Here is an 18,220-nt window from a genome sequence, read left to right as displayed (position 1 = left end):
TCTGAGGTCGGACATGGAACGAGCCGTTGGGCTGACGACCGCCGTGACGTACGCCACTACCGTCGAAGCGTGACTGTGATCGCTACCGAAAGCCTCAGCAAGCGGTTCCCCCGGGTGACCGCTCTCGACCGGCTCTCCCTGGACATCGGGCCCGGTGTGACCGGACTGGTGGGTGCCAACGGAGCCGGCAAGTCCACGATGATCAAGATCCTGCTCGGTCTCTCCCCCGCCACGGAGGGCCGCGCCGAGGTCCTCGGACTCGACGTCGCGACCTCCGGCGCGCAGATCCGCGAGCGCGTCGGCTACATGCCGGAGCACGACTGCCTGCCGCCCGACGTCTCGGCGACCGAGTTCGTCGTCCACATGGCGCGGATGTCCGGCCTGCCGCCGACCGCGGCCCGCGAGCGCACGGCGGACACCCTGCGCCACGTCGGTCTCTACGAGGAGCGCTACCGCCCGATGGGCGGCTACTCGACCGGCATGAAGCAGCGGGTGAAGCTCGCCCAGGCCCTCGTCCACGACCCGCAGCTGGTCCTGCTGGACGAGCCGACCAACGGCCTCGACCCGGTGGGCCGGGACGACATGCTCGGCCTGATCCGGCGGGTGTGGACGGACTTCGGCATCTCGGTCCTGGTCACCTCCCACCTGCTCGGCGAGCTGGAGCGCACCTGCGACCACGTCGTCGTCATCGACGGCGGACGGCTGCTGCGCTCCAGCTCCACCAGCGACTTCACCCGGTCCACCACCACCCTCGCGGTCGAGGTCACCGACTCCGACGCGCACCCCGACGGCACGGAGGCGCTCCGCGCCGCCCTGACCGCCGCCGGCGTCACCCTCCACGCGGGCGTGGAGGACGGCCTGCCCGGCGCCGGCCACATCCTGCTCCTGGAGGCCTCCGGCGAGGAGACCTACGACCTCGTCCGCGACACCGTCGCCGGCCTCGGCCTCGGCCTGGTGCGCATGGAGCAGCGCCGTCACCACATCGCCGAGGTCTTCAAGGCGGCCGACCAGCAGGAGGTGACGGCGCGATGAGCTCCCAGACCCCCGAGACCACGCGGATCCACAACATCGGCTACCGCACGTACGACGGGCCGCGCCTCGGCCGTGACTACGCGCGCCGCTCGCTCTTCTCGCAGTCGCTGCGGGGCGCCTACGGCCTGGGCCGCAGCGCCAAGTCCAAGGTGCTGCCGATGATCCTCTTCGCGGTGATGTGCGTGCCCGCGCTGATCATCGTCGCCGTCGCGGTCGTCGGAAAGCAGAGCAAGCTGTCGATCGAGTACACCCAGTACGCGATCTACCTCCAGCTGGTGATCGCCATCTTCGTGGCCGCGCAGGCGCCGCAGTCCGTCTCCCGCGACCTCCGCTTCCGCACGGTGCCGCTGTACTTCTCCCGCCCGATCGAGCGCGTGGACTACGTCCTCGCCAAGTACGGCGCGATGGCCTCGGCCCTGTTCGTCCTGACCGCCGCCCCGCTCCTGATCCTCTGGATCGGCGCGCTGCTGGCCAAGATGGACTTCGCCGAGCAGACCAAGCTGTTCGGGCAGGGCCTGACCTCCGTGGCGCTGCTCTCGCTGCTCTTCGGCGGCATCGGCCTGGTCATGGCGGCCCTCACCCCGCGCCGCGGCTTCGGTGTCGCCGCCGTCATCGCCGTCCTCGTGATCTCCTACGGAGCGGTCTCCACCCTCCAGGGCATCGCCTACGGCACGGACAACATCGGCGCCGTCAAGTGGATCGGCCTGTTCTCACCGCTCACCCTCATCGGCGGCGTGCAGGCGGCGTTCCTGGGCGCGCCCACCCCCTTCCCCGGAGGGGAGGACGCGGCGCCCGGCACCGGCGTCGGCGTGGTCTACCTCCTGGCCGTCCTCGCCCTGATCGCCGGCTCGTACGGCGTCCTGATGCGCCGCTACCGAAAGGTCGGGCTGTGACCGTGACCGCCCTCCCGTCGCCCACCACCACCCTTCCCGAGAATGGGCCGCGCCCATGAGCGTTCTCTCCATCGACCACGTCTCACGCTGGTTCGGCAACGTCGTGGCCGTCAACGACGTCACCATGACCATCGGCCCCGGCGTCACCGGACTCCTCGGCCCCAACGGCGCCGGAAAGTCCACCCTCATCAACATGATGGGCGGCTTCCTCGCCCCCTCCACCGGCACCGTCACCCTCGACGGGACGACGATCTGGCGCAACGAGGCGGTCTACAAGGAGATCGGCGTCGTCCCCGAGCGCGAGGCGATGTACGACTTCCTCACCGGACGCGAATTCGTCGTCGCCAACGCCGAGTTGCAGGGCCTGGGCGACGCCGAGGCCCAGCGGGCCCTCGCCACGGTGGAGATGGAGTACGCCCAGGACCGCAAGATCGCCACGTACAGCAAGGGCATGCGGCAGCGCGTGAAGATGGCCTCGGCCCTCGTCCACGAGCCGTCCGTGCTGCTGCTCGACGAGCCCTTCAACGGCATGGACCCGCGCCAGCGCATGCAGCTCATGGACCTGCTGCGCCGGATGGGCGCCGAGGGCCGCACGGTGCTGTTCTCCTCGCACATCCTGGAGGAGGTCGAGCAGCTGGCCTCGCACATCGAGGTGATCGTGGCGGGACGGCACGCGGCCTCCGGCGACTTCCGCCGCATCCGCCGGCTGATGACCGACCGGCCGCACCGCTATCTCGTCCGCTCCGACGACGACCGGGCCCTGGCGGCGGCGCTGATCGCCGACCCGTCGACGGCCGGCATCGAGATCGACCACGCCGACGGCGGACTGCGCGTCCAGGCCGTGGACTTCGGCCGGTTCACCGAACTGCTGCCGAAGGTCGCCCGGGAGCGCGGCATCCGGCTCCTGACGGTCTCGCCCTCGGACGAGTCCCTCGAATCCGTCTTCTCGTATCTCGTCACGGCCTGAAAGGAGCCCGACCGATGTACAACCCCACCGTCGCACGGCTCACCTACCGGGCCCTGCTCGGCCGCCGCCGCGCACTCATCCTCTTCGCGCTGCCCGCCCTCCTGCTCGTGATCGCGGCGGCGATCCGCGCCCTCAACGGCGCCGACGACCAGGTCGCCGCCGATGTCCTCGGCGGGTTCGCGCTCGCCACGATGGTGCCGCTGATCGGCGTGATCGCCGGCACCGGCGCCATCGGACCCGAGATCGACGACGGCTCGATCGTCTATCTCCTCGCCAAGCCGGTGAAGCGGCCGACGATCATCTTCACCAAGCTGATCGTGGCCGTCGCCGTCACCATGGTCTTCTCCGCCCTGCCCACCCTCCTCGCCGGGTTCGTCCTCAACGGCAACGGACAGCAGGTGGCGGTCGCCTACACCGTGGCGGCCCTGGTGGCCTCCATCGCGTACAGCGCCCTCTTCCTGCTCCTCGGCACGGTCAGCCGGCACGCCGTGGTCATCGGCCTCGTCTACGCCCTGGTCTGGGAGGCGCTGTTCGGCTCCCTCATCTCGGGCGCCAAGACGCTGAGCGTGCAGCAGTGGGCGCTGGCCCTCGCGGAGAAGGTCACCGGCGACGGTCTGGTCTCCTCCGAGGTCGGCCTGCCCACGGCGGTGAGTCTGCTGGCGGCCGTGACGGTCGCGGCCACCTGGTACGCGGGCCGCAAGCTGCGCACGCTCACGCTCGCCGGCGAGGAGTAGCAGCCCCCGCCGCGGCCCGGGCCCGTACGCCGGGACCCCGGAGGGTCCCTCAGACCGTACGGTTCCGGGCCGCCAGCAGGCCCACCGCGAGCGCCGCGGCGCACACGCCGAGGACGGCGGTGATCGGCAGCGTCCAGGAGCCGGTGGCCTGGTGGAGGGCGCCGGCGGCCAGCGGACCGGCCGCCGCGAGGAGATAGCCGACGGTCTGGGCCATCCCGGAGAGCCGGGCGGCCGTCACCGCGTCGCCCGAGCGCAGCACGATCAGGGTGAGCGCGAGGCCCACCGCCCCGCCCTGCCCCACCCCGAGGACCGCCGACCAGAGCCAGGCGCCCTCCACGGGAGCGACCATAAGGCCGGCGTACCCGGCCGCGACCAGTGTCGTCACGAGGACGACCAGGGGCCGCTGGCTCCGCATCCGGCCGGCCAGCAGGGGGACGGCGAAGGCACCCGCGACCTGGATCAGGTTGTTGAAGGCGAAGACGACACCGGCCGTGGAGCGGCTCATCCCGTGGTCCGTGAAGATCGTCGGCATCCAGGCGATCAGGACGTACGACCACAGCGACTGCAGGCCCATGAACAGGGTGACCTGCCAGGCGAGCGCCGACCGCCACACCGACCGGACCGGCCCGGTGGCGGGGCTCGCGCCCGTCCCCGCCCCGAGCCCCGCGCGGCCGGGGCCCCGGGCGATCAGGACCTGCGGCAGCCAGGCGACGGCCGCCACCACCGCGAGCAGCGACCAGGAGGCGAGGGAGGCCCGCCAGCCGCCGAGCGCCCGCTCCAGGGGCACCGAGGAGGCCGCGACGAGTGTGGCGCCCGCGATCATGGCACCCGTGTAGAGGGAGGTCATCGACGCGGCGCGGTCGGGGAAGTCCCGCTTGATCAGACCGGGCATCAGCACGTTCAGCAGGGCGATGGCCGTGCCGACCAGCACCCCGCCGCAGTAGAGGGCCGCCGCCGACGGCAGGACCCGCACCAGGATCCCGGCGCCGAGCAGCAGCAGGGCGGCGCACAGGACCCGTTCCGCGCCGAAGCGCCGGCCGAGCCAGGGCGCCACCAGCGCGCCCAGGCCCAGGAAGAGCACCGGCACCGAGGTCACCAGGGAGCTGGCGGCCGGGGAGAGCCCGTACGCCTCCGCCATCTCGCTCACCAGCGGCGACACGCTCGCCAGCGCGGCCCGCATGTTGAGCGAGGCGAGCACGATGCCCACGAGGAGCAGGACGGGGTGGGCGAGCAGCGCGCGCCGGGCGGCCGCCCCGGTGGCCGAGGACCGGCGGTGGCCCCGGGCCCCGACCGCGACCCCGGCCCGGGTCCCCGCACCGGCGCCGGGTCCGACCCCGGCGTCCGCCCCCGCCTCCGCGTCGGCCGCCGGCTCCGTATCCGAGAACGAGGACCTCACCGGTCGGCCCCCGCCGCCCGGTCCCGGGTCACCCGGTCCTCAGCCGACCGGTCCTTCGCCGCCCGGCCGGCAGCCACGCCGTCGTCCGCCGCCCCGTCGTCCTTCGCCGCCCCGCCTTCCGGCGCGTCCGTCAGCGCCGCGACCGTCGCCAGCGGCACCCGCAGCAGTTCACGCGCCCCCGCCTCGGCCGCGTCCTCGTCCCCCGCTTCGATGGCGGCGACGAGGGCCTCGTGGGCGTCGATGTCGACCGGCGGCATCGCGTGGTCGCCGAGCGCGTGCACCAGGACCTCGTGGACCTGGGCGGAGAAGAAGCGGTAGACCTCGCGGAAGGCCGCGTTGTGGGTGGCCTCGACGACCGCGAGGTGGAAGGCGAGGTCGGCGTCCGCGTCACGGTCGCCCTCCTCGCGCAGGGTGGCCAGCGCCGCCCGCAGCCTCAGCAGGTCATGGGTGTCGCGCCGGACCGCCGCCAGCCGGGCCGCCTCCGCCTCCAGGGCGGCGCGCAGCTCCAGGACGTCCCGGGCGCCGGCGTGCCGCACGCCGTGCAGCACGGCGGCGGGATCGGCGGTCGACCTGACGAAGGTGCCGTTGCCCTGGCGGGATTCCAGCAGGCCCGAGTGGACCAGGACCCGGACGGCCTCGCGGACGGTGTTGCGGCCCACGCCCAGCGTCTGGGCCAGCTCGTGCTCGGTGGGAATGCGGTCGCCGACCGCCCACTCGCCCTCCGCGAGCTGGGCCCGCAACTGCTCCACGACGGAGTCCGTCAACGAGGTCCGCCCCGCCGCCTTCAGTGCCATGAACGCCTCACTCGTATCCCCTGCCTCAACCCATCGGATTGCCCGGTCATCCTACAACTGTCGGCCTGACGCTCCGGGACTACTGTGGCCTCGTACGTGGACTCGTACGCGACCGAACACCCTCACCACCCTCGGGAGTCAGTCATGTCAGACCGCTTCGACGTCGTCGTACTCGGAGCTGGCCCCGGCGGCTACGTCGCCGCCATCCGCGCCGCCCAGCTGGGCAAGCGGGTCGCGGTCGTCGAGGAGAAGTACTGGGGCGGTGTCTGCCTGAACGTCGGCTGCATCCCCACCAAGGCGCTGCTGCGCAACGCCGAACTCGCCCACATCTTCCACCACGAGGCCAAGACCTTCGGCATCAAGGTCGACGGCACCGTCTCCTTCGACTACGGCGAGGCGTTCCGCCGCAGCCGCACGGTCGCGGACGGCCGCGTCAAGGGCGTCCACTTCCTGATGAAGAAGAACGGCATCACCGAGTTCGACGGCCGGGGCACCTTCGTCGACGCGAACACCCTCCAGGTGGCGAAGTCCGACGGCACCACGCAGACGGTCACCTTCGACCACTGCATCATCGCCACCGGCGCCTCCCCGCGCCTGCTGCCCGGCACCTCCCTCAGCGACCGCGTGGTGTCGTACGAGCAGCAGATCCTCGCCGAGGACGCCCCGAAGTCGATCGTCATCGCCGGCGCCGGTGCGATCGGCATCGAGTTCGCGTACGTCCTGAACAACTACGGCACCAAGGTCACCATCGTCGAGTTCCTGGACCGGATGGCCCCGCTGGAGGACGAGGAGGTGTCCAAGGAGCTCGCGAAGCAGTACCGCAAGCTCGGCATCGACGTCCTCACCTCCACCCGTGTCGAGGCGATCGACGAGTCCGGCCCGCAGGTCCGCGTCACCGTCACCGGCAAGGACGGGGCGAGCAAGGTCCTGGAGGCCGACAAGGTCCTGCAGGCCATCGGCTTCGCGCCGAACGTCTCCGGCTACGGCCTGGAGAACACCGGAGTCTCCCTCACCGAGCGCGGCGCCATCGACGTCGACGGCCGCTGCCGCACCTCCGTGCCGCACATCTACGCCATCGGTGACGTCACCGCGAAGCTGATGCTCGCGCACACCGCCGAGGCCATGGGCGTCATCGCCGCCGAGACCATCGCGGACGCCGAGACGATGGAGCTCGACTACGCGATGATCCCGCGCGCCACCTACTGCCAGCCGCAGATCGCCAGCTTCGGCTACACGGAGGCGCAGGCGCGCGAGAAGGGGTACGACGTCAAGGTCGCCAAGTTCCCCTTCATGGCGAACGGCAAGGCGCACGGCCTCGGCGACTCGACCGGCTTCGTGAAGATCGTCGCCGACGCGAAGTACGGGGAGATCATCGGTGCCCACCTGATCGGCCCGGACGTCACCGAGCTGCTGCCCGAGCTCACCCTGGCGCAGCAGTGGGACCTCACCGTCCACGAGGTGGCCCGCAACGTGCACGCCCACCCGACGCTGGGCGAGGCCGTCAAGGAAGCGATCCACGGCATCGCCGGCCACATGATCAACTTCTGAGTCCTCGCCGCCCTCACCCCCGTACGCCCACCCGGCACGTCCGTCCGGCCCGCCCCGTCATCGCGGGCATCGGCATCGCGGGATAAACCGTTGGTGGGGGCGGGGCGTGGGGGCGCACACTGAGGGCGTACGAGAACGGGGCGGCCGCTTCGAGCGCGCGGAGGCGAACCGCGCGGGCCGCCCCGCCTCGTACCGAGCATTCCGAGCCCGTGCCGGGGACCCGTCTCCCCGCCCGGGACCTCGCCCCCGTGCCAGGAACCGCCCCCGTGCCGGGAAACCGCCCCCGTGCCGGGAAACCCCGTCCGGCCCGTCGGCCTACGAGGCGAGCAGACGCTCCAGGACGACGGCGATGCCGTCCTCCTCGTTCGAGGCGGTCACCTCGTCGGCCACGGCCTTCAGCTCCTCGTGGGCGTTGGCCATGGCCACGCCGTGGGCCGCCCAGCCGAACATCGGTATGTCGTTGGGCATGTCACCGAAGGCGATGGTCTCCGCGGCCTTCACGCCCAGCCGGCGGGCGGCGAGCGACAGGCCGGTGGCCTTGCTGAGGCCGAGCGGAAGGATCTCCACGATGCCCGCGCCCGCCATGACGACGTCGACGAGGGCGCCGACGGTCGTGCGGGCGGCCCGGACCAGCTCGTCGTCGCCGAGCGTCGGGTGCTGGATGTAGAGCTTGGTGAGCGGCGCCGACCACAGCTCCGCCGGGTCCTCGTACGGCACGTACGGCAGCGGGCCGCTCTGCGTCCGGTAGCCGGGTCCGATCAGGACCTCGCCCTCCAGGCCGTCGCGGCTCGCGGCCACGGCCAGCGGCCCGACCTCCGCCTCGATCTTGGAGAGGGCGAGCCCGGCGAGCTGCCGGTCGAGCGTCAGCGAGGTCAGCAGCCGGTGCTCGCCCGCGTGGTAGACCTGCGCGCCCTGCCCGCACACCGCGAGGCCCTCGTAGCCGAGGTCGTCGAGGATGTGGCGGGTCCAGGGCACCGCCCGGCCGGTCACGACGATGTGCGCGGCGCCCGCCGCCGTCGCGGCGGCGAGGGCGTCCCGCGTACGGTCCGAGACGGACTCGTCGGCCCGCAGCAGCGTGCCGTCGAGGTCCGTCGCGACCAGGCGGTAGGGGAAGGGGCTCACTTGGAGATCGGCTCCAGGACCTCACGGCCGCCGAGGTAGGGGCGCAGCACCTCGGGCACGCGCACCGAGCCGTCGGCCAGCTGGTGGTTCTCCAGGATCGCCACGATGGTGCGCGGGACGGCGCACAGCGTGCCGTTCAGGGTGGCCAGCGGCTGCACGACCTTCTTGCCGTCCTTGTCGTCGCGCATGCGGACGGACAGGCGGCGGGCCTGGAAGCCGTCGCAGTTGGAGGCGGAGGTGAGCTCGCGGTACTTGCCCTGGGTCGGGATCCACGCCTCGCAGTCGAACTTGCGGGAGGCGGAGGCGCCCAGGTCGCCCGTGGCGACGTCGATCACCTGGAACGGCAGCTCCAGGGAGGTCAGCCACTGCTTCTCCCAGTCCAGGAGCCGCTTGTGCTCGGCCTCGGCGTCCTCCGGCGCGACGTACGAGAACATCTCGACCTTGTCGAACTGGTGGACGCGGAAGATGCCGCGCGTGTCCTTGCCGTACGTGCCGGCCTCGCGGCGGAAGCACGGCGAGAAGCCGGCGTACCGCAGCGGCAGCTTGTCGGCGTCGATGATCTCGTCCATGTGGTACGCGGCGAGCGGGACCTCGGAGGTGCCGACCAGGTAGTAGTCGTCCTTCTCCAGGTGGTACACGTTCTCCGCGGCCTGGCCGAGGAAGCCGGTGCCCTCCATGGCGCGCGGGCGGACCAGCGCGGGGGTGAGCATCGGGATGAAGCCGGCCTCGGTGGCCTGGGCGATGGCCGCGTTGACCAGGGCGAGCTCCAGGAGCGCGCCGACACCGGTCAGGTAGTAGAAGCGCGAGCCGGAGACCTTGGCGCCGCGCTCGACGTCGATGGCGCCGAGCGCCTCGCCGAGCTCCAGGTGGTCCTTGGGCTCGAAGCCCTCGGCCGCGAAGTCGCGGATGGTGCCGTGCGTCTCGACGACGACGAAGTCCTCCTCGCCGCCGACGGGCACGTCCGGGTGGACGATGTTGCCGAGCTGGAGCAGCAGGGCGCGGGCCGTCTCGTCGGCCTCGTTCTGCTCGGCTTCGGCGGCCTTGACGTCGGTCTTGAGCTGCTCGGCCTTCTGCAGGAGCGCGGCGCGCTCCTCGGGGGTGGCCTTGGGGATCAGCTTGCCGAGCGCCTTCTGCTCGGAACGGAGCTCGTCGAAGCGGACGCCGGACGACCTGCGCCGCTCATCGGCGGAGAGCAGGGCGTCGACGAGCGCGACGTCCTCTCCACGGGCGCGCTGGGAGGCGCGAACACGGTCGGGGTCCTCACGGAGCAGGCGAAGGTCAATCACCCCACCAGGCTACCGGTGCCGCTGGTACCGGCCCTACCCGATATAGCAATGCGTGTCGCTTTGCCCGAATTGCTTTGCTTTCGAGGATTTCGCCCCTCAGGGGAGGCGGGGATAAGGAGAAAGGTTATCCACAGGCTGTGCGAAAGTTCTGTGGACGAACGTGATCGTCGATCTTCGATCTCATTTTCCCACCCCTTCGAGTGGCAATTGTTCTCCCCAGGGGTGGGGTCCGGGACCAGGGCTGACAGTGATTTGTCGACCCGAGACCGCGGTGACCCCACCGGCATGTCGACTTGTCCCCAGGCCGAGCAGGGCCCCTGTGGATAACTCGGGGCTCAGGCCCGGCCGTCCTGCACCCGCGCCAGCCAGTCGGACGCCGCCGTGAACTCGGCGTCCGAGGTCCCGCGCCGCAGCGCCCGTACGTCCTCGGCCGAGACGCCCGCCCGCGGATACGAACCGAGGAACCGCACCTTCGGACAGATCCGCTTCAACCCCATCAGCGCCTCACCGACCCGCCGGTCCGCGATATGCCCCTCCGCGTCGACGGCGAAGCAGTAGTTGCCGATTCCGGCGCCCGTCGGCCGGGATTGGATCAACATCAGATTGACCCCGCGCACCGCGAATTCCTGGAGGAGTTCCAGCAGGGCGCCCGGGTGGTCGTCGCCCAGCCACAGCACCACCGAGGTCTTGTCCGCCCCCGTGGGCGCCGCCGGCCGGGCCGGCCGGCCCACGAGCACGAACCGGGTCTCCGCGTTCTCCGCGTCGTGGATCTCGGTGACCAGCGGCTCCAGACCGTACGTCGCCGCCGCGAACTCGCCCGCGAAGGCCGCGTCGAACCGGCCCTCCTGGACCAGTCGCGCCCCGTCCGCGTTGGAGGCGGCCGACTCCCACACCGCCTCCGGCAGATGGGCCCGCAGCCAGTTCCGCACCTGCGGCTGGGCCACCGGGTGGCCCGTGACCGTCTTGATCTCCGACAGCTTGGTCCCGGGCCGTACGAGCAGCGCGAACGCGATCGGCAGGACCACCTCGCGGTAGATCATCAGCGGCTCGCCCGAGGCCAGCTCGTCGAGGGTCGCGGTCACACCGCCCTCGACCGAGTTCTCGATCGGTACGAGCGCCGCGGCCGCCTCGCCGTTGCGCACGGCGTCCAGGGCGGCCGGCACCGAGACCATCGGCACCAGCTCCCGCGTCGCGGCCTCGGGCAGCGTACGCAGCGCGGCCTCCGTGAACGTGCCTTCGGGACCGAGATACGTATACCGGGTGGCTGACATACGGTCACCCTAATGGCAGCCGGTGCGGGGCGGCCTCCCGCTCAGGACTCGAGCAGCCGCTGCCCCACGTACTCGCCCTGCGCCGCCCCGCCCGGCACCGCGAACAGGCCGCTCGCCTCGTGCCGGATGAACGGGGACAGGGCGTCGCCCCGGTCGAGCTTGCGCTGCACCGGGACGAAGCCCCGCAGCGGATCCGCCTGCCAGCAGACGAAGAGCAGCCCGGCGTCCGGCGTCCCGTCCGGCCCGATGCCGTCGTGGAAGGAGAACGGCCGCCGCAGCATCGCGGCCCCGCCGTTCTGTTCGGGGGCGGAGATCCGGGAGTGGGCGTTGTCGGGGATGACGGTCTTGCCGTCCGGGCCGATCCGGTCCAGATCCAGCTCGGTGGTCTCCGTCCCGCCGGTCAGCGGCGCGCCGTCCGCCTTCCGCCGTCCGATCACCTTCTCCTGCTTCTCCAGCGGCAGCTTCTCCCAGTCGTCGAGCAGCATCCGGATCCGCCGGACGACCGCGTACGAGCCGCCCGCCATCCAGTCCTGCGCGCCGGTCGCGCCCTGCGGCACGAAGATCCGGCGGTCGAAGTCCGGGTCGGACGGCTTGGGGTTGCCGGTGCCGTCGACCTGGCCCATCAGGTTCCGGGCCGTCATCGGCCGGGCGGTGGCACCGGCCGAGCGGTTGAAGCCGTTCATCTGCCAGCGCACCCGGGCCGCCCCGGCCGCGTCCTTCTGGAGCGCGCGCAGCGCGTGGAAGGCCACGAGCGCGTCGTCGGCGCCGATCTGCACCCACAGATCACCCTCCGAGCGCTTCGGGTCGAGGGCGTCGGAGGAGAAGGCGGGCAGCGGGTCGAGCTGCACCGGACGGCGGGCGGCCAGCCCGGTGCGGTCGAAGAAGGTGCGGCCGAAGCCGAAGGTGACCGTCAGGGACGAGGGGCCGGCGTCCAGGGCGATGCCCGTGTCATCGGTCGAGGGCTTGCCCGCCATCAGCGCCCCGGCCGTGGCCGACCAGCGGCGCAGCAGCGCGGCGGCCTCCTTGCGGCCCGCGCCGGGCACGAGGTCGAAGGCGACCAGGTGGCCGCGGGCCTGAAGCGGAGTGGTGATCCCCGCTTGATGTTTCCCGTGAAACATCACCTCGGTCGCACCGACCGCGGTGAGCGGGACCGCCCCTCCGGACGCGGACCCGCCGTCGGACACCGACGCGGAGATCCCGGCACCTCCGGCCGCGCCGATCATCAGTCCGGCCGCTCCGGCCGCACCGACGGTGCCGAGCACGCGCCGGCGGGACATCTCCATACTCTCGTTGCTCACGGGACTCTCGTCGCTCACGGGTCAGCCGATCTTCACGTTCTTCTCGATGGTGGTCTGGTCGATGTCGGAGGTGCGGATCGTCACCTGCATCAGCCACTCGCCCGACATCGGCAGCTGGACGCCGCTCGCCGTCCAGTGTCCGGTCTGGATCCGGTCGGGCAGGACCGGAAGCGGGCCGACGTTCTTCTCCTTGAGGGTGAAGGCGAGCTTTACCTCGGGAACGTCCAGCGCCCGGCCGTTGGGCCGCAGCACATAGAGGTGCAGCGCGTTGGCGCCCGCCCGGCCCGGCGCCAGGGTGATCTGGACCGTGCCCTTGCCGTCGACGCCGCCGGTGTCGAAGGGCAGCCGGACGTCGATCGGGCGGTCGGGCACGGCGGCGGTGCCGGCCGAGGAGCCGCTCCTGCCGGCCGCCTCCTCGGTACGGGCGGGCTCCGTGGAGGTCAGCACGGTCGTCACCGCGAGCAGCACCACGGCGACGGCGGCTTCCGTGAGCACGGAACGGCGCAGTCCGGCCCGCTCGGGGTCGGCGTCCCGCTCCTTCTTCCGCCGGGCGACGGCGACGGCGGCCCGCTGCCGCGCGAGCTGCGCGGCCCGCTCGGGGTCGACGCCGTCCGTGTCCGCGTCGGTGTCCGCGTCGGTGTCCGTGTCCGCGTCCGCGTCGGCGTCCGCACCGGCCTCGGCCTCGGCGTCGGCTTCCCGCACCCCGTCGGCCTCGGCTCCGGCATGGGCCCCGTCGGTCTTGGCCCCGGCCTCGGCCCCGTCGGTCTCGGCTCCGGCATCGGCCGAGGCCCCGGCGTCGGCGGGGTCCGCCTTCGCGGTCCCTGCCGTCTCCTCCGCCGGTTCCCCGAGCCGCCGCACCCAGCGGCGCGAGACCCAGCCGATTCCCACGAGCACGGCGACCAGGCCGATCTTGACCAGGAGCAGCTGCCCGTACCGGGTGTCGGTCAGCGCCGACCAGGTGCCGACCTGCCGCCAGGACTGGTAGACGCCGGTGACCGCCAGGACGACCACCGAGCCGAACGCCACCTTCGAGTAGCGCTCGACCGCCGACCGTTCCACCGGCGGGCCCCACTGGAGGGCGACGAGCAGGGCGGTCAGGCCGCCCAGCCAGGCCGCGACCGCCAGCAGGTGCAGGATGTCGACCGGCATGGCGATGCCGGTCTGGATCCCGGTCGAGGCGTGCTCGGCGAGCGCCCACGTACCGGCGATGCCGGCCGCCACGACCGAGCCGCCGATGGCGAGCCCGAACGTCAGGTCCCGGTGCTCCTTCTCGTCCGACCGCCGGGCGTACGCGCCGAACAGCACGGCCACGAAGAGCGCCGCCGCGCCGAGGAGCAGCAGCCGTGAGGAGAGCGCGGCGCCGGTCTTGGTCTCCAGGACGGCCCGCAGCCCGCCCAGGTCGAAGACGTCACCGAGCCGGCCGGTCCGGGTGTACGGGTGCCGGAGCAGCAGCAGCGCGAGGGTGGCCGCGGTGAGGGCCAGCCAGCCGCGGACCACGAGCCGCTGCACCGGGCGCACGGCGGCCCCGCGCGGCCAGCAGACCAGGACGAAGGCGCCGCCGCCGACGAGGACGACGAAGGCGGCGTACGAGAGGTAGCGCGCGGTCCCGTACAGCGCGCCGACGAGTCCGCCGCCCACGGCCGTGTCGGGCAGGGCGACGGAGGTCTTGGACGGGGCGCCGATGGAGAAGGTGAAGGCGCCGGCGATCGGGTGGCTGTCGGCGGAGACGGTCTGCCAGGCCACGGTGTAGGTGCCGTCGGGCAGTCCGGGCCGCAGGGCGACCCCGTAGCGGACGATCGAGCCGCTGCACAGGTCGCGCATCTCGCCGGTGTCGACGCGCTTTCCCGACGGGTCGAGGACCCGGATGGAGTCGTCGCTCATGGCGACCTGCTCGGAGAAGGTGAGGTTGACCTCCTTGGGGGCGGTGGCGACCACCGCCCCGTCCTGCGGGTCGCTGCCGGTCAGCGCCGCGTGCGCGGACGCGGGGCCCGCGGCGGCGAGCAGCGTGCCCAGGAGCGCGGCGGCGACGAGCAGCAGCCGGGCGAGGGCGGGCCCGAGGCGCGGGGCGGTGGTCGTCATGGGTCGTGTCACGTCCTTGGGCGAGCTCAGTGCTGCTTCGGGTTGTGGTGGGGCGCCTCGACGGGAAGCTCGACCTCGATCGGGTCGGACTTCTCGAAGTGCAGCTCGATGGAGACCTTCTCGCCCTGCTTCGGCTTCTGCTTCAGCCCCATGAACATGATGTGGTTGCCGCCGCGTTCGAGCTTCAGCTCGCCGTTCGCCGGGATGTCGAAGGACTCCACCTTCCGCATCTTCTGGTTCTTCGTCTCGTGGATCTGGACGTCGTCCGAGATGCCGCTCGTGACGGAGGTGAGCTTGTCGGCGGTGTCGCCGCTGTTGGTGATGGTGAGGAAGCCGCCCGCCATGTCCATCACGGGCTGGGGCATGAACGCGCCGCTCACCTTGAGTTCGGGCCCGCTGTCCTTCGACGAGCAGCCGGTCAGCGCGAGCGCGGCGGCCAGGGCGACGGCGGCGGACAGGGCGGTGGTGCGGCGGGTCACGGGTTCTCCCCCTTGATGAGCTTCGGCAGGTCCTCGGCGTACTGCTCGGCGGTGGTGTCCTCGCCGTACAGGACGTAGCCCTGGTCGGTCGTCGGCGAGAAGGCGATCACCTGGGCGCCGTGCATGGAGACGACGCTGCCGTCCTTCTCCTTCTTCGGCGGGTCGATGCCGATGCCGATCGAGCGGGCACCGGCCTGGATCGCCGAGAAGTCGCCGGTCAGCCCCACGAAGGACGGGTCGCCGGCGGCCGGCAGCCACTTGCCGAGCTCGGCGGCGGTGTCCCGCTCCGGGTCGGTGGTGACGAAGACGACCTGGAGCTTGTCCTGGTCCGCCTTGGGCAGCTGCTTGCGCGCGACGGCGATGTTGCTCATGGTCAGCGGGCAGACGTCCGGGCAGTGGGTGTAGCCGAAGTAGATCAGCGTCGGCTTGCCCTTGGTGCGCTCGCGCAGGTCGAACTTCTGGCCCTTGGTGTCCGTGAGGACGAGGTCGGGCTTGGCGAAGGGCCGGTCGAGGACGGTGGCGGCCTCGGCGGGGTCGGTGCCGCCGGAGACCTCGGCGACCGGCGCGCTGCCGGTGCCGGAGGCCCGGTCGTCACCGCCGCCGAGCACGACGGTGGCCGTGATGCCGATCGCCGCGACGATCGCCACGGCGGCGACGACCAGCGGGGCACGGCGGCCGGGACGGCCGCCGTCTGTGGTGTTGTCGGACATGGTGTTCTTTCGGAGATTCGGGTGAGGGGGCGTCAGTCCGTCAGGCCGTCAGGCCGAGCGGCGGCGGCCGGCGAGGACACCGAAGGCGACTCCGGCCAGGCCCACGAGGATGCCGACGACGGCGAGCACCCGGGCGGCGGTGTCGGTCGAGTCGGCGTCCGCGGCCTTCTCGTGCCCGTCGTCCTTCCCGCTCTTGTCGCTCTTGTCGCTCTTGTCGTCGTCGGCGGGCTGGGCGGCGCCGCCGTGGTGGTCGTCGGCAGCGGCGGACAGCTTCAGGACCGGAGCCGGGCTCTCGGGCTCGGCGGCGCCCTCCTTGGGCTCCTCGATCCAGCGGACGACCTCGTTGTTGTCGTAGGTCTGGATCGCCTTGAGGACGAGCCGGTCGGCGTCCTCCGGCAGGCGGCCGAGGGACAGCGGGAACTGCTGGAACTGGCCGGGACCGATCTTCGAACCGTCCGCGGTCCAGGTGACCTTGGCGACGGCCTCGTTGATCTTCTTGCCGTGCAGCTCCAGCGGCTTGGCGAGCTTCGCCCGGGTGACCTCGACCTTCCAGCCGGGGACCGGCTGCGGCATCACGGAGGCCAGCGGGTGGTCGGTCGGGAAGTTGATCTCGACCTTGACGGTGGAGGCGTTGTCGCGCTCGTTCGGCACCTTCACGTTGACGGTCGCGTAACCGCCCTTGGCGGCCTCGCCCTGCGGCTGCACGCTCACGTGCGCGAACGCGGTGCCGGAGAGCAGCAGCACCGACGAGGCGGCCACGCCACCGGCGACGGCGGCGCGGGCGAGGAAAGACCCGGACGGCTGCGTACGGGACGACGGCTGCGTACGGGACGACGGCTGCGTACGGAAGGACGGCTGCGTACGGAAAACGCTCATGGCAAAGACACTCCAGCTCGAAGGAGAGGTGCGGAAGACATCGGCCGGACAGAGATCCGCGGACGGGCGTCCGGAAGACGTCGAAGGGCAGGTGTACGTTCCGCGCGCGCGGGCGCGGACGGCCGCGGACCCACCCCCGCTGGAGCGGTCCGCGTCAGGCTGCGAGGACGCAGGAGGCGGCGGCCGGCGGGCCGCGCCGGATCACCGTGTGCTGGAGTGCCTCCGCCACCGGTGGCGGCGAGGAGTCCGAGGCGGTACGGGCGGGTCCGCCGGGCCCGGTGGCCGGGACGCCCGGCAGGCCGGCGAGCAGGGCCCGTACGAGGTGGAGCGCGGCCCGCAGGGACCGTACGAGCGCGCCCTCGGCGAACTCGGCGGCGCCCTGCGCGGACAGCGCGACGAGCCGGCCGAGCGCGAGGTCGCCGCGCCGCAGCAGCCAGCCGGTCGCGAGCGCGGCCAGCAGGTGGCCGAGCAGCATCGGGAGGCTGGGCACCAGGTCGACGGTCCGCGCGCCGGCGGACGCCGCGCCGGTCATGCCCGTCACCCCAGTCATGCCGGCCAGGTGCTCGTGCACCCCCGCGCCGGTACCGGCCCCGGCCGCCGCTGACGCGGAGGGCGCGAGGCCCGCGTCGCTGACGATCCTGGCCGCGTCGGCCGGGCTCAACGCAGGGGCGCCGCGACCGCACACCAGCTTGGCGGCGAGCCGGATCAGGGTCTCGTCGGCCTGCGGGCCGACGCTCGGCCGGCGCTGGCCGAGCCCGAACAGGGCGTGCAGGGCGAGCTGTCCGGCCGCCAGCGCGCCGACGATGGCGGGCAGCGAACGCTCACGGCCGGCGAACAGCACCGTGAGCCCGAAGACGCCCAGGAATCCGGCGGCCAGCGACCACGGGGCGATCCCCGCGCACGCGGCCAGCGCGTGGCCGAGCGCGGACAGCACGACACAGACCGCGGTGAAGACCGCGGCCCTCAGCATGCGTGGCGCGAGCGCGGGGGCAGACATGGCGGGCCCATCATCGCACCAGGCCCCTGCCTCCCATACGGCAGGTCCGGAAGGTCCCGCTTGGGCGCCTTCGGGGCGACATACACCGCCCACCGGGCGAGTGCATCCGCCGAACGGGCGCTCTTGCCGCCCCCCGGGGCTTACCGACCACCCCGCACGGCAATACGTATCGGTATGTCGTGCCGCAGCATGTCGAGCCGCAGCCAGGAGGCTGAAGCATGAGCATCTGGTGGTCCCTGCATCTGCGGCGCGAGGCCGCGAGCGTCCCGCTCGCCCGACGACTGCTGCTCGGCACGATGGAGACCGCCGGTGTCGATCCGGACGTGTCCTACGAGCTGTCCGTGGCCCTGACCGAAGCCTGCGCCAACGCCGTCGAGCACGGCGGCCGCGAGGCCGTCGGCCGGGGCGCGGCGTCGGAGGCGTACCGGGTGACCGCCTACCTCGACGGCGAGACCTGCCGCATCGAGGTGGCCGACTCGGGTCCGGGCTTCTCCGGCACGGTGGTGGAGCGCCGCACGGCCGCGCCCGACGACGCCGAGCACGGCAGGGGACTGCGGCTGATCGAGGAGCTCGCCGACCACGTCCACTTCGGCCGTACGGGCCGGGGCGGGGCACTGGTCAGCTTCGACAAGATCATCAAGTGGCGGGCGGACGCCCCGCTGGCCCTGACCTGACGCGCGAGGGCCCCCGCCGACGGACGGTCGGCGGGGGCCCTCGTACGGGTCGAGCGGCGCCGTA

At 72.4% G+C, this 18,220-nt stretch carries 17 protein-coding genes; 6 read left to right on the top strand and 11 right to left on the bottom strand.

Translation table 11 applies throughout. The annotated features are described in order from the left end of the window. The first annotated feature begins 75 nt into the window (after positions 1–75). The 4 genes from ABD954_RS16795 to ABD954_RS16780 are packed head-to-tail and all read left to right on the top strand — an operon-like array spanning position 76 to position 3,626. Entirely contained in the window at positions 76–1,032 is a 957-nt protein-coding gene (locus ABD954_RS16795; protein ID WP_345492239.1) for an ABC transporter ATP-binding protein, read from the top strand. After that, on the top strand, positions 1,029–1,925 hold the full coding sequence (locus ABD954_RS16790) for an ABC transporter permease (protein ID WP_345486839.1): 897 nt from the start codon (positions 1,029–1,031) through the stop codon (positions 1,923–1,925). Before ABD954_RS16795 ends, ABD954_RS16790 begins: the two co-directional genes overlap by 4 nt. A 55-nt stretch (positions 1,926–1,980) precedes the next feature. Then, complete coding sequence (locus ABD954_RS16785) at positions 1,981–2,892, top strand: ABC transporter ATP-binding protein (RefSeq protein ID WP_345486838.1); 912 nt, start codon at positions 1,981–1,983, stop codon at positions 2,890–2,892. A gap of 14 nt (positions 2,893–2,906) precedes the next feature. Then, positions 2,907–3,626 carry an ABC transporter permease gene (locus ABD954_RS16780; protein WP_345486837.1) on the top strand — a complete coding sequence of 240 codons (720 nt, stop codon included), beginning with the start codon at positions 2,907–2,909 and terminating at the stop codon, positions 3,624–3,626. A 49-nt stretch (positions 3,627–3,675) separates the two neighbouring features. Here ABD954_RS16780 and ABD954_RS16775 read toward each other — a convergent pair whose 3' ends face one another. Then, on the bottom strand, positions 3,676–4,860 hold the full coding sequence (locus ABD954_RS16775; RefSeq protein ID WP_345492237.1) for a CynX/NimT family MFS transporter: 1,185 nt from the start codon (positions 4,858–4,860) through the stop codon (positions 3,676–3,678). A 158-nt stretch (positions 4,861–5,018) separates the two neighbouring features. Then, complete coding sequence (locus tag ABD954_RS16770; protein ID WP_345486836.1) at positions 5,019–5,816, bottom strand: FadR/GntR family transcriptional regulator; 798 nt, start codon at positions 5,814–5,816, stop codon at positions 5,019–5,021. A gap of 144 nt (positions 5,817–5,960) precedes the next feature. Here ABD954_RS16770 and lpdA point away from each other — a divergent pair, with 144 nt between their 5' ends. Next, positions 5,961–7,364 carry a dihydrolipoyl dehydrogenase gene (gene lpdA / locus ABD954_RS16765; RefSeq protein ID WP_345486835.1) on the top strand — a complete coding sequence of 468 codons (1,404 nt, stop codon included), beginning with the start codon at positions 5,961–5,963 and terminating at the stop codon, positions 7,362–7,364. A gap of 315 nt (positions 7,365–7,679) precedes the next feature. On the opposite strand, the gene ABD954_RS16760 is transcribed toward lpdA, so the two are convergent. The 9 genes from ABD954_RS16760 to ABD954_RS16720 form a co-directional block, all read right to left on the bottom strand. Then, complete coding sequence (locus ABD954_RS16760; RefSeq protein ID WP_345486834.1) at positions 7,680–8,486, bottom strand: HAD family hydrolase; 807 nt, start codon at positions 8,484–8,486, stop codon at positions 7,680–7,682. Beyond that, the gene (serS, locus tag ABD954_RS16755; protein WP_345486833.1) at positions 8,483–9,772 is read right to left on the bottom strand and encodes a serine--tRNA ligase; all 1,290 of its coding nucleotides are present in this window, start codon (positions 9,770–9,772) and stop codon (positions 8,483–8,485) included. Before serS ends, ABD954_RS16760 begins: the two co-directional genes overlap by 4 nt. Before the next feature lie 335 nt (positions 9,773–10,107). Next, on the bottom strand, positions 10,108–11,043 hold the full coding sequence (gene pheA, locus ABD954_RS16750; protein ID WP_345486832.1) for a prephenate dehydratase: 936 nt from the start codon (positions 11,041–11,043) through the stop codon (positions 10,108–10,110). A gap of 41 nt (positions 11,044–11,084) precedes the next feature. After that, the gene (gene efeB / locus ABD954_RS16745) at positions 11,085–12,326 is read right to left on the bottom strand and encodes an iron uptake transporter deferrochelatase/peroxidase subunit (RefSeq protein ID WP_345492235.1); all 1,242 of its coding nucleotides are present in this window, start codon (positions 12,324–12,326) and stop codon (positions 11,085–11,087) included. Between the two features lie 36 nt (positions 12,327–12,362). Next, the gene (locus ABD954_RS16740) at positions 12,363–14,420 is read right to left on the bottom strand and encodes a copper resistance CopC/CopD family protein (protein ID WP_345486831.1); all 2,058 of its coding nucleotides are present in this window, start codon (positions 14,418–14,420) and stop codon (positions 12,363–12,365) included. A gap of 26 nt (positions 14,421–14,446) precedes the next feature. Continuing rightward, complete coding sequence (locus ABD954_RS16735; RefSeq protein ID WP_345486830.1) at positions 14,447–14,899, bottom strand: copper chaperone PCu(A)C; 453 nt, start codon at positions 14,897–14,899, stop codon at positions 14,447–14,449. Further along, a complete protein-coding gene (locus ABD954_RS16730; RefSeq protein WP_345486829.1) occupies positions 14,896–15,609 on the bottom strand; it encodes an SCO family protein in 714 nt (237 codons plus the stop codon). The genes ABD954_RS16735 and ABD954_RS16730 overlap by 4 nt, the downstream gene beginning before the upstream one ends. Before the next feature lie 48 nt (positions 15,610–15,657). Continuing rightward, positions 15,658–16,485, bottom strand: a complete 828-nt coding sequence (locus ABD954_RS16725; protein ID WP_345486828.1) for a YcnI family copper-binding membrane protein — start codon at positions 16,483–16,485, stop codon at positions 15,658–15,660. A 154-nt stretch (positions 16,486–16,639) separates the two neighbouring features. Continuing rightward, positions 16,640–17,482: a hypothetical protein gene (locus ABD954_RS16720; RefSeq protein ID WP_345486827.1), complete on the bottom strand. Its 843-nt coding sequence runs from the start codon at positions 17,480–17,482 to the stop codon at positions 16,640–16,642. 218 nt (positions 17,483–17,700) lie between these two features. Here ABD954_RS16720 and ABD954_RS16715 point away from each other — a divergent pair, with 218 nt between their 5' ends. Further along, positions 17,701–18,156 carry an ATP-binding protein gene (locus ABD954_RS16715; protein WP_345486826.1) on the top strand — a complete coding sequence of 152 codons (456 nt, stop codon included), beginning with the start codon at positions 17,701–17,703 and terminating at the stop codon, positions 18,154–18,156. Positions 18,157–18,220 lie beyond the last annotated feature (64 nt).

This window comes from Streptomyces roseoviridis, from assembly GCF_039535235.1.
Taxonomy (GTDB): domain Bacteria; phylum Actinomycetota; class Actinomycetes; order Streptomycetales; family Streptomycetaceae; genus Streptomyces; species Streptomyces roseoviridis.
Note: the sequence above shows the minus strand (reverse complement) of the source record. Positions and strands in the feature narration are given on the sequence as shown.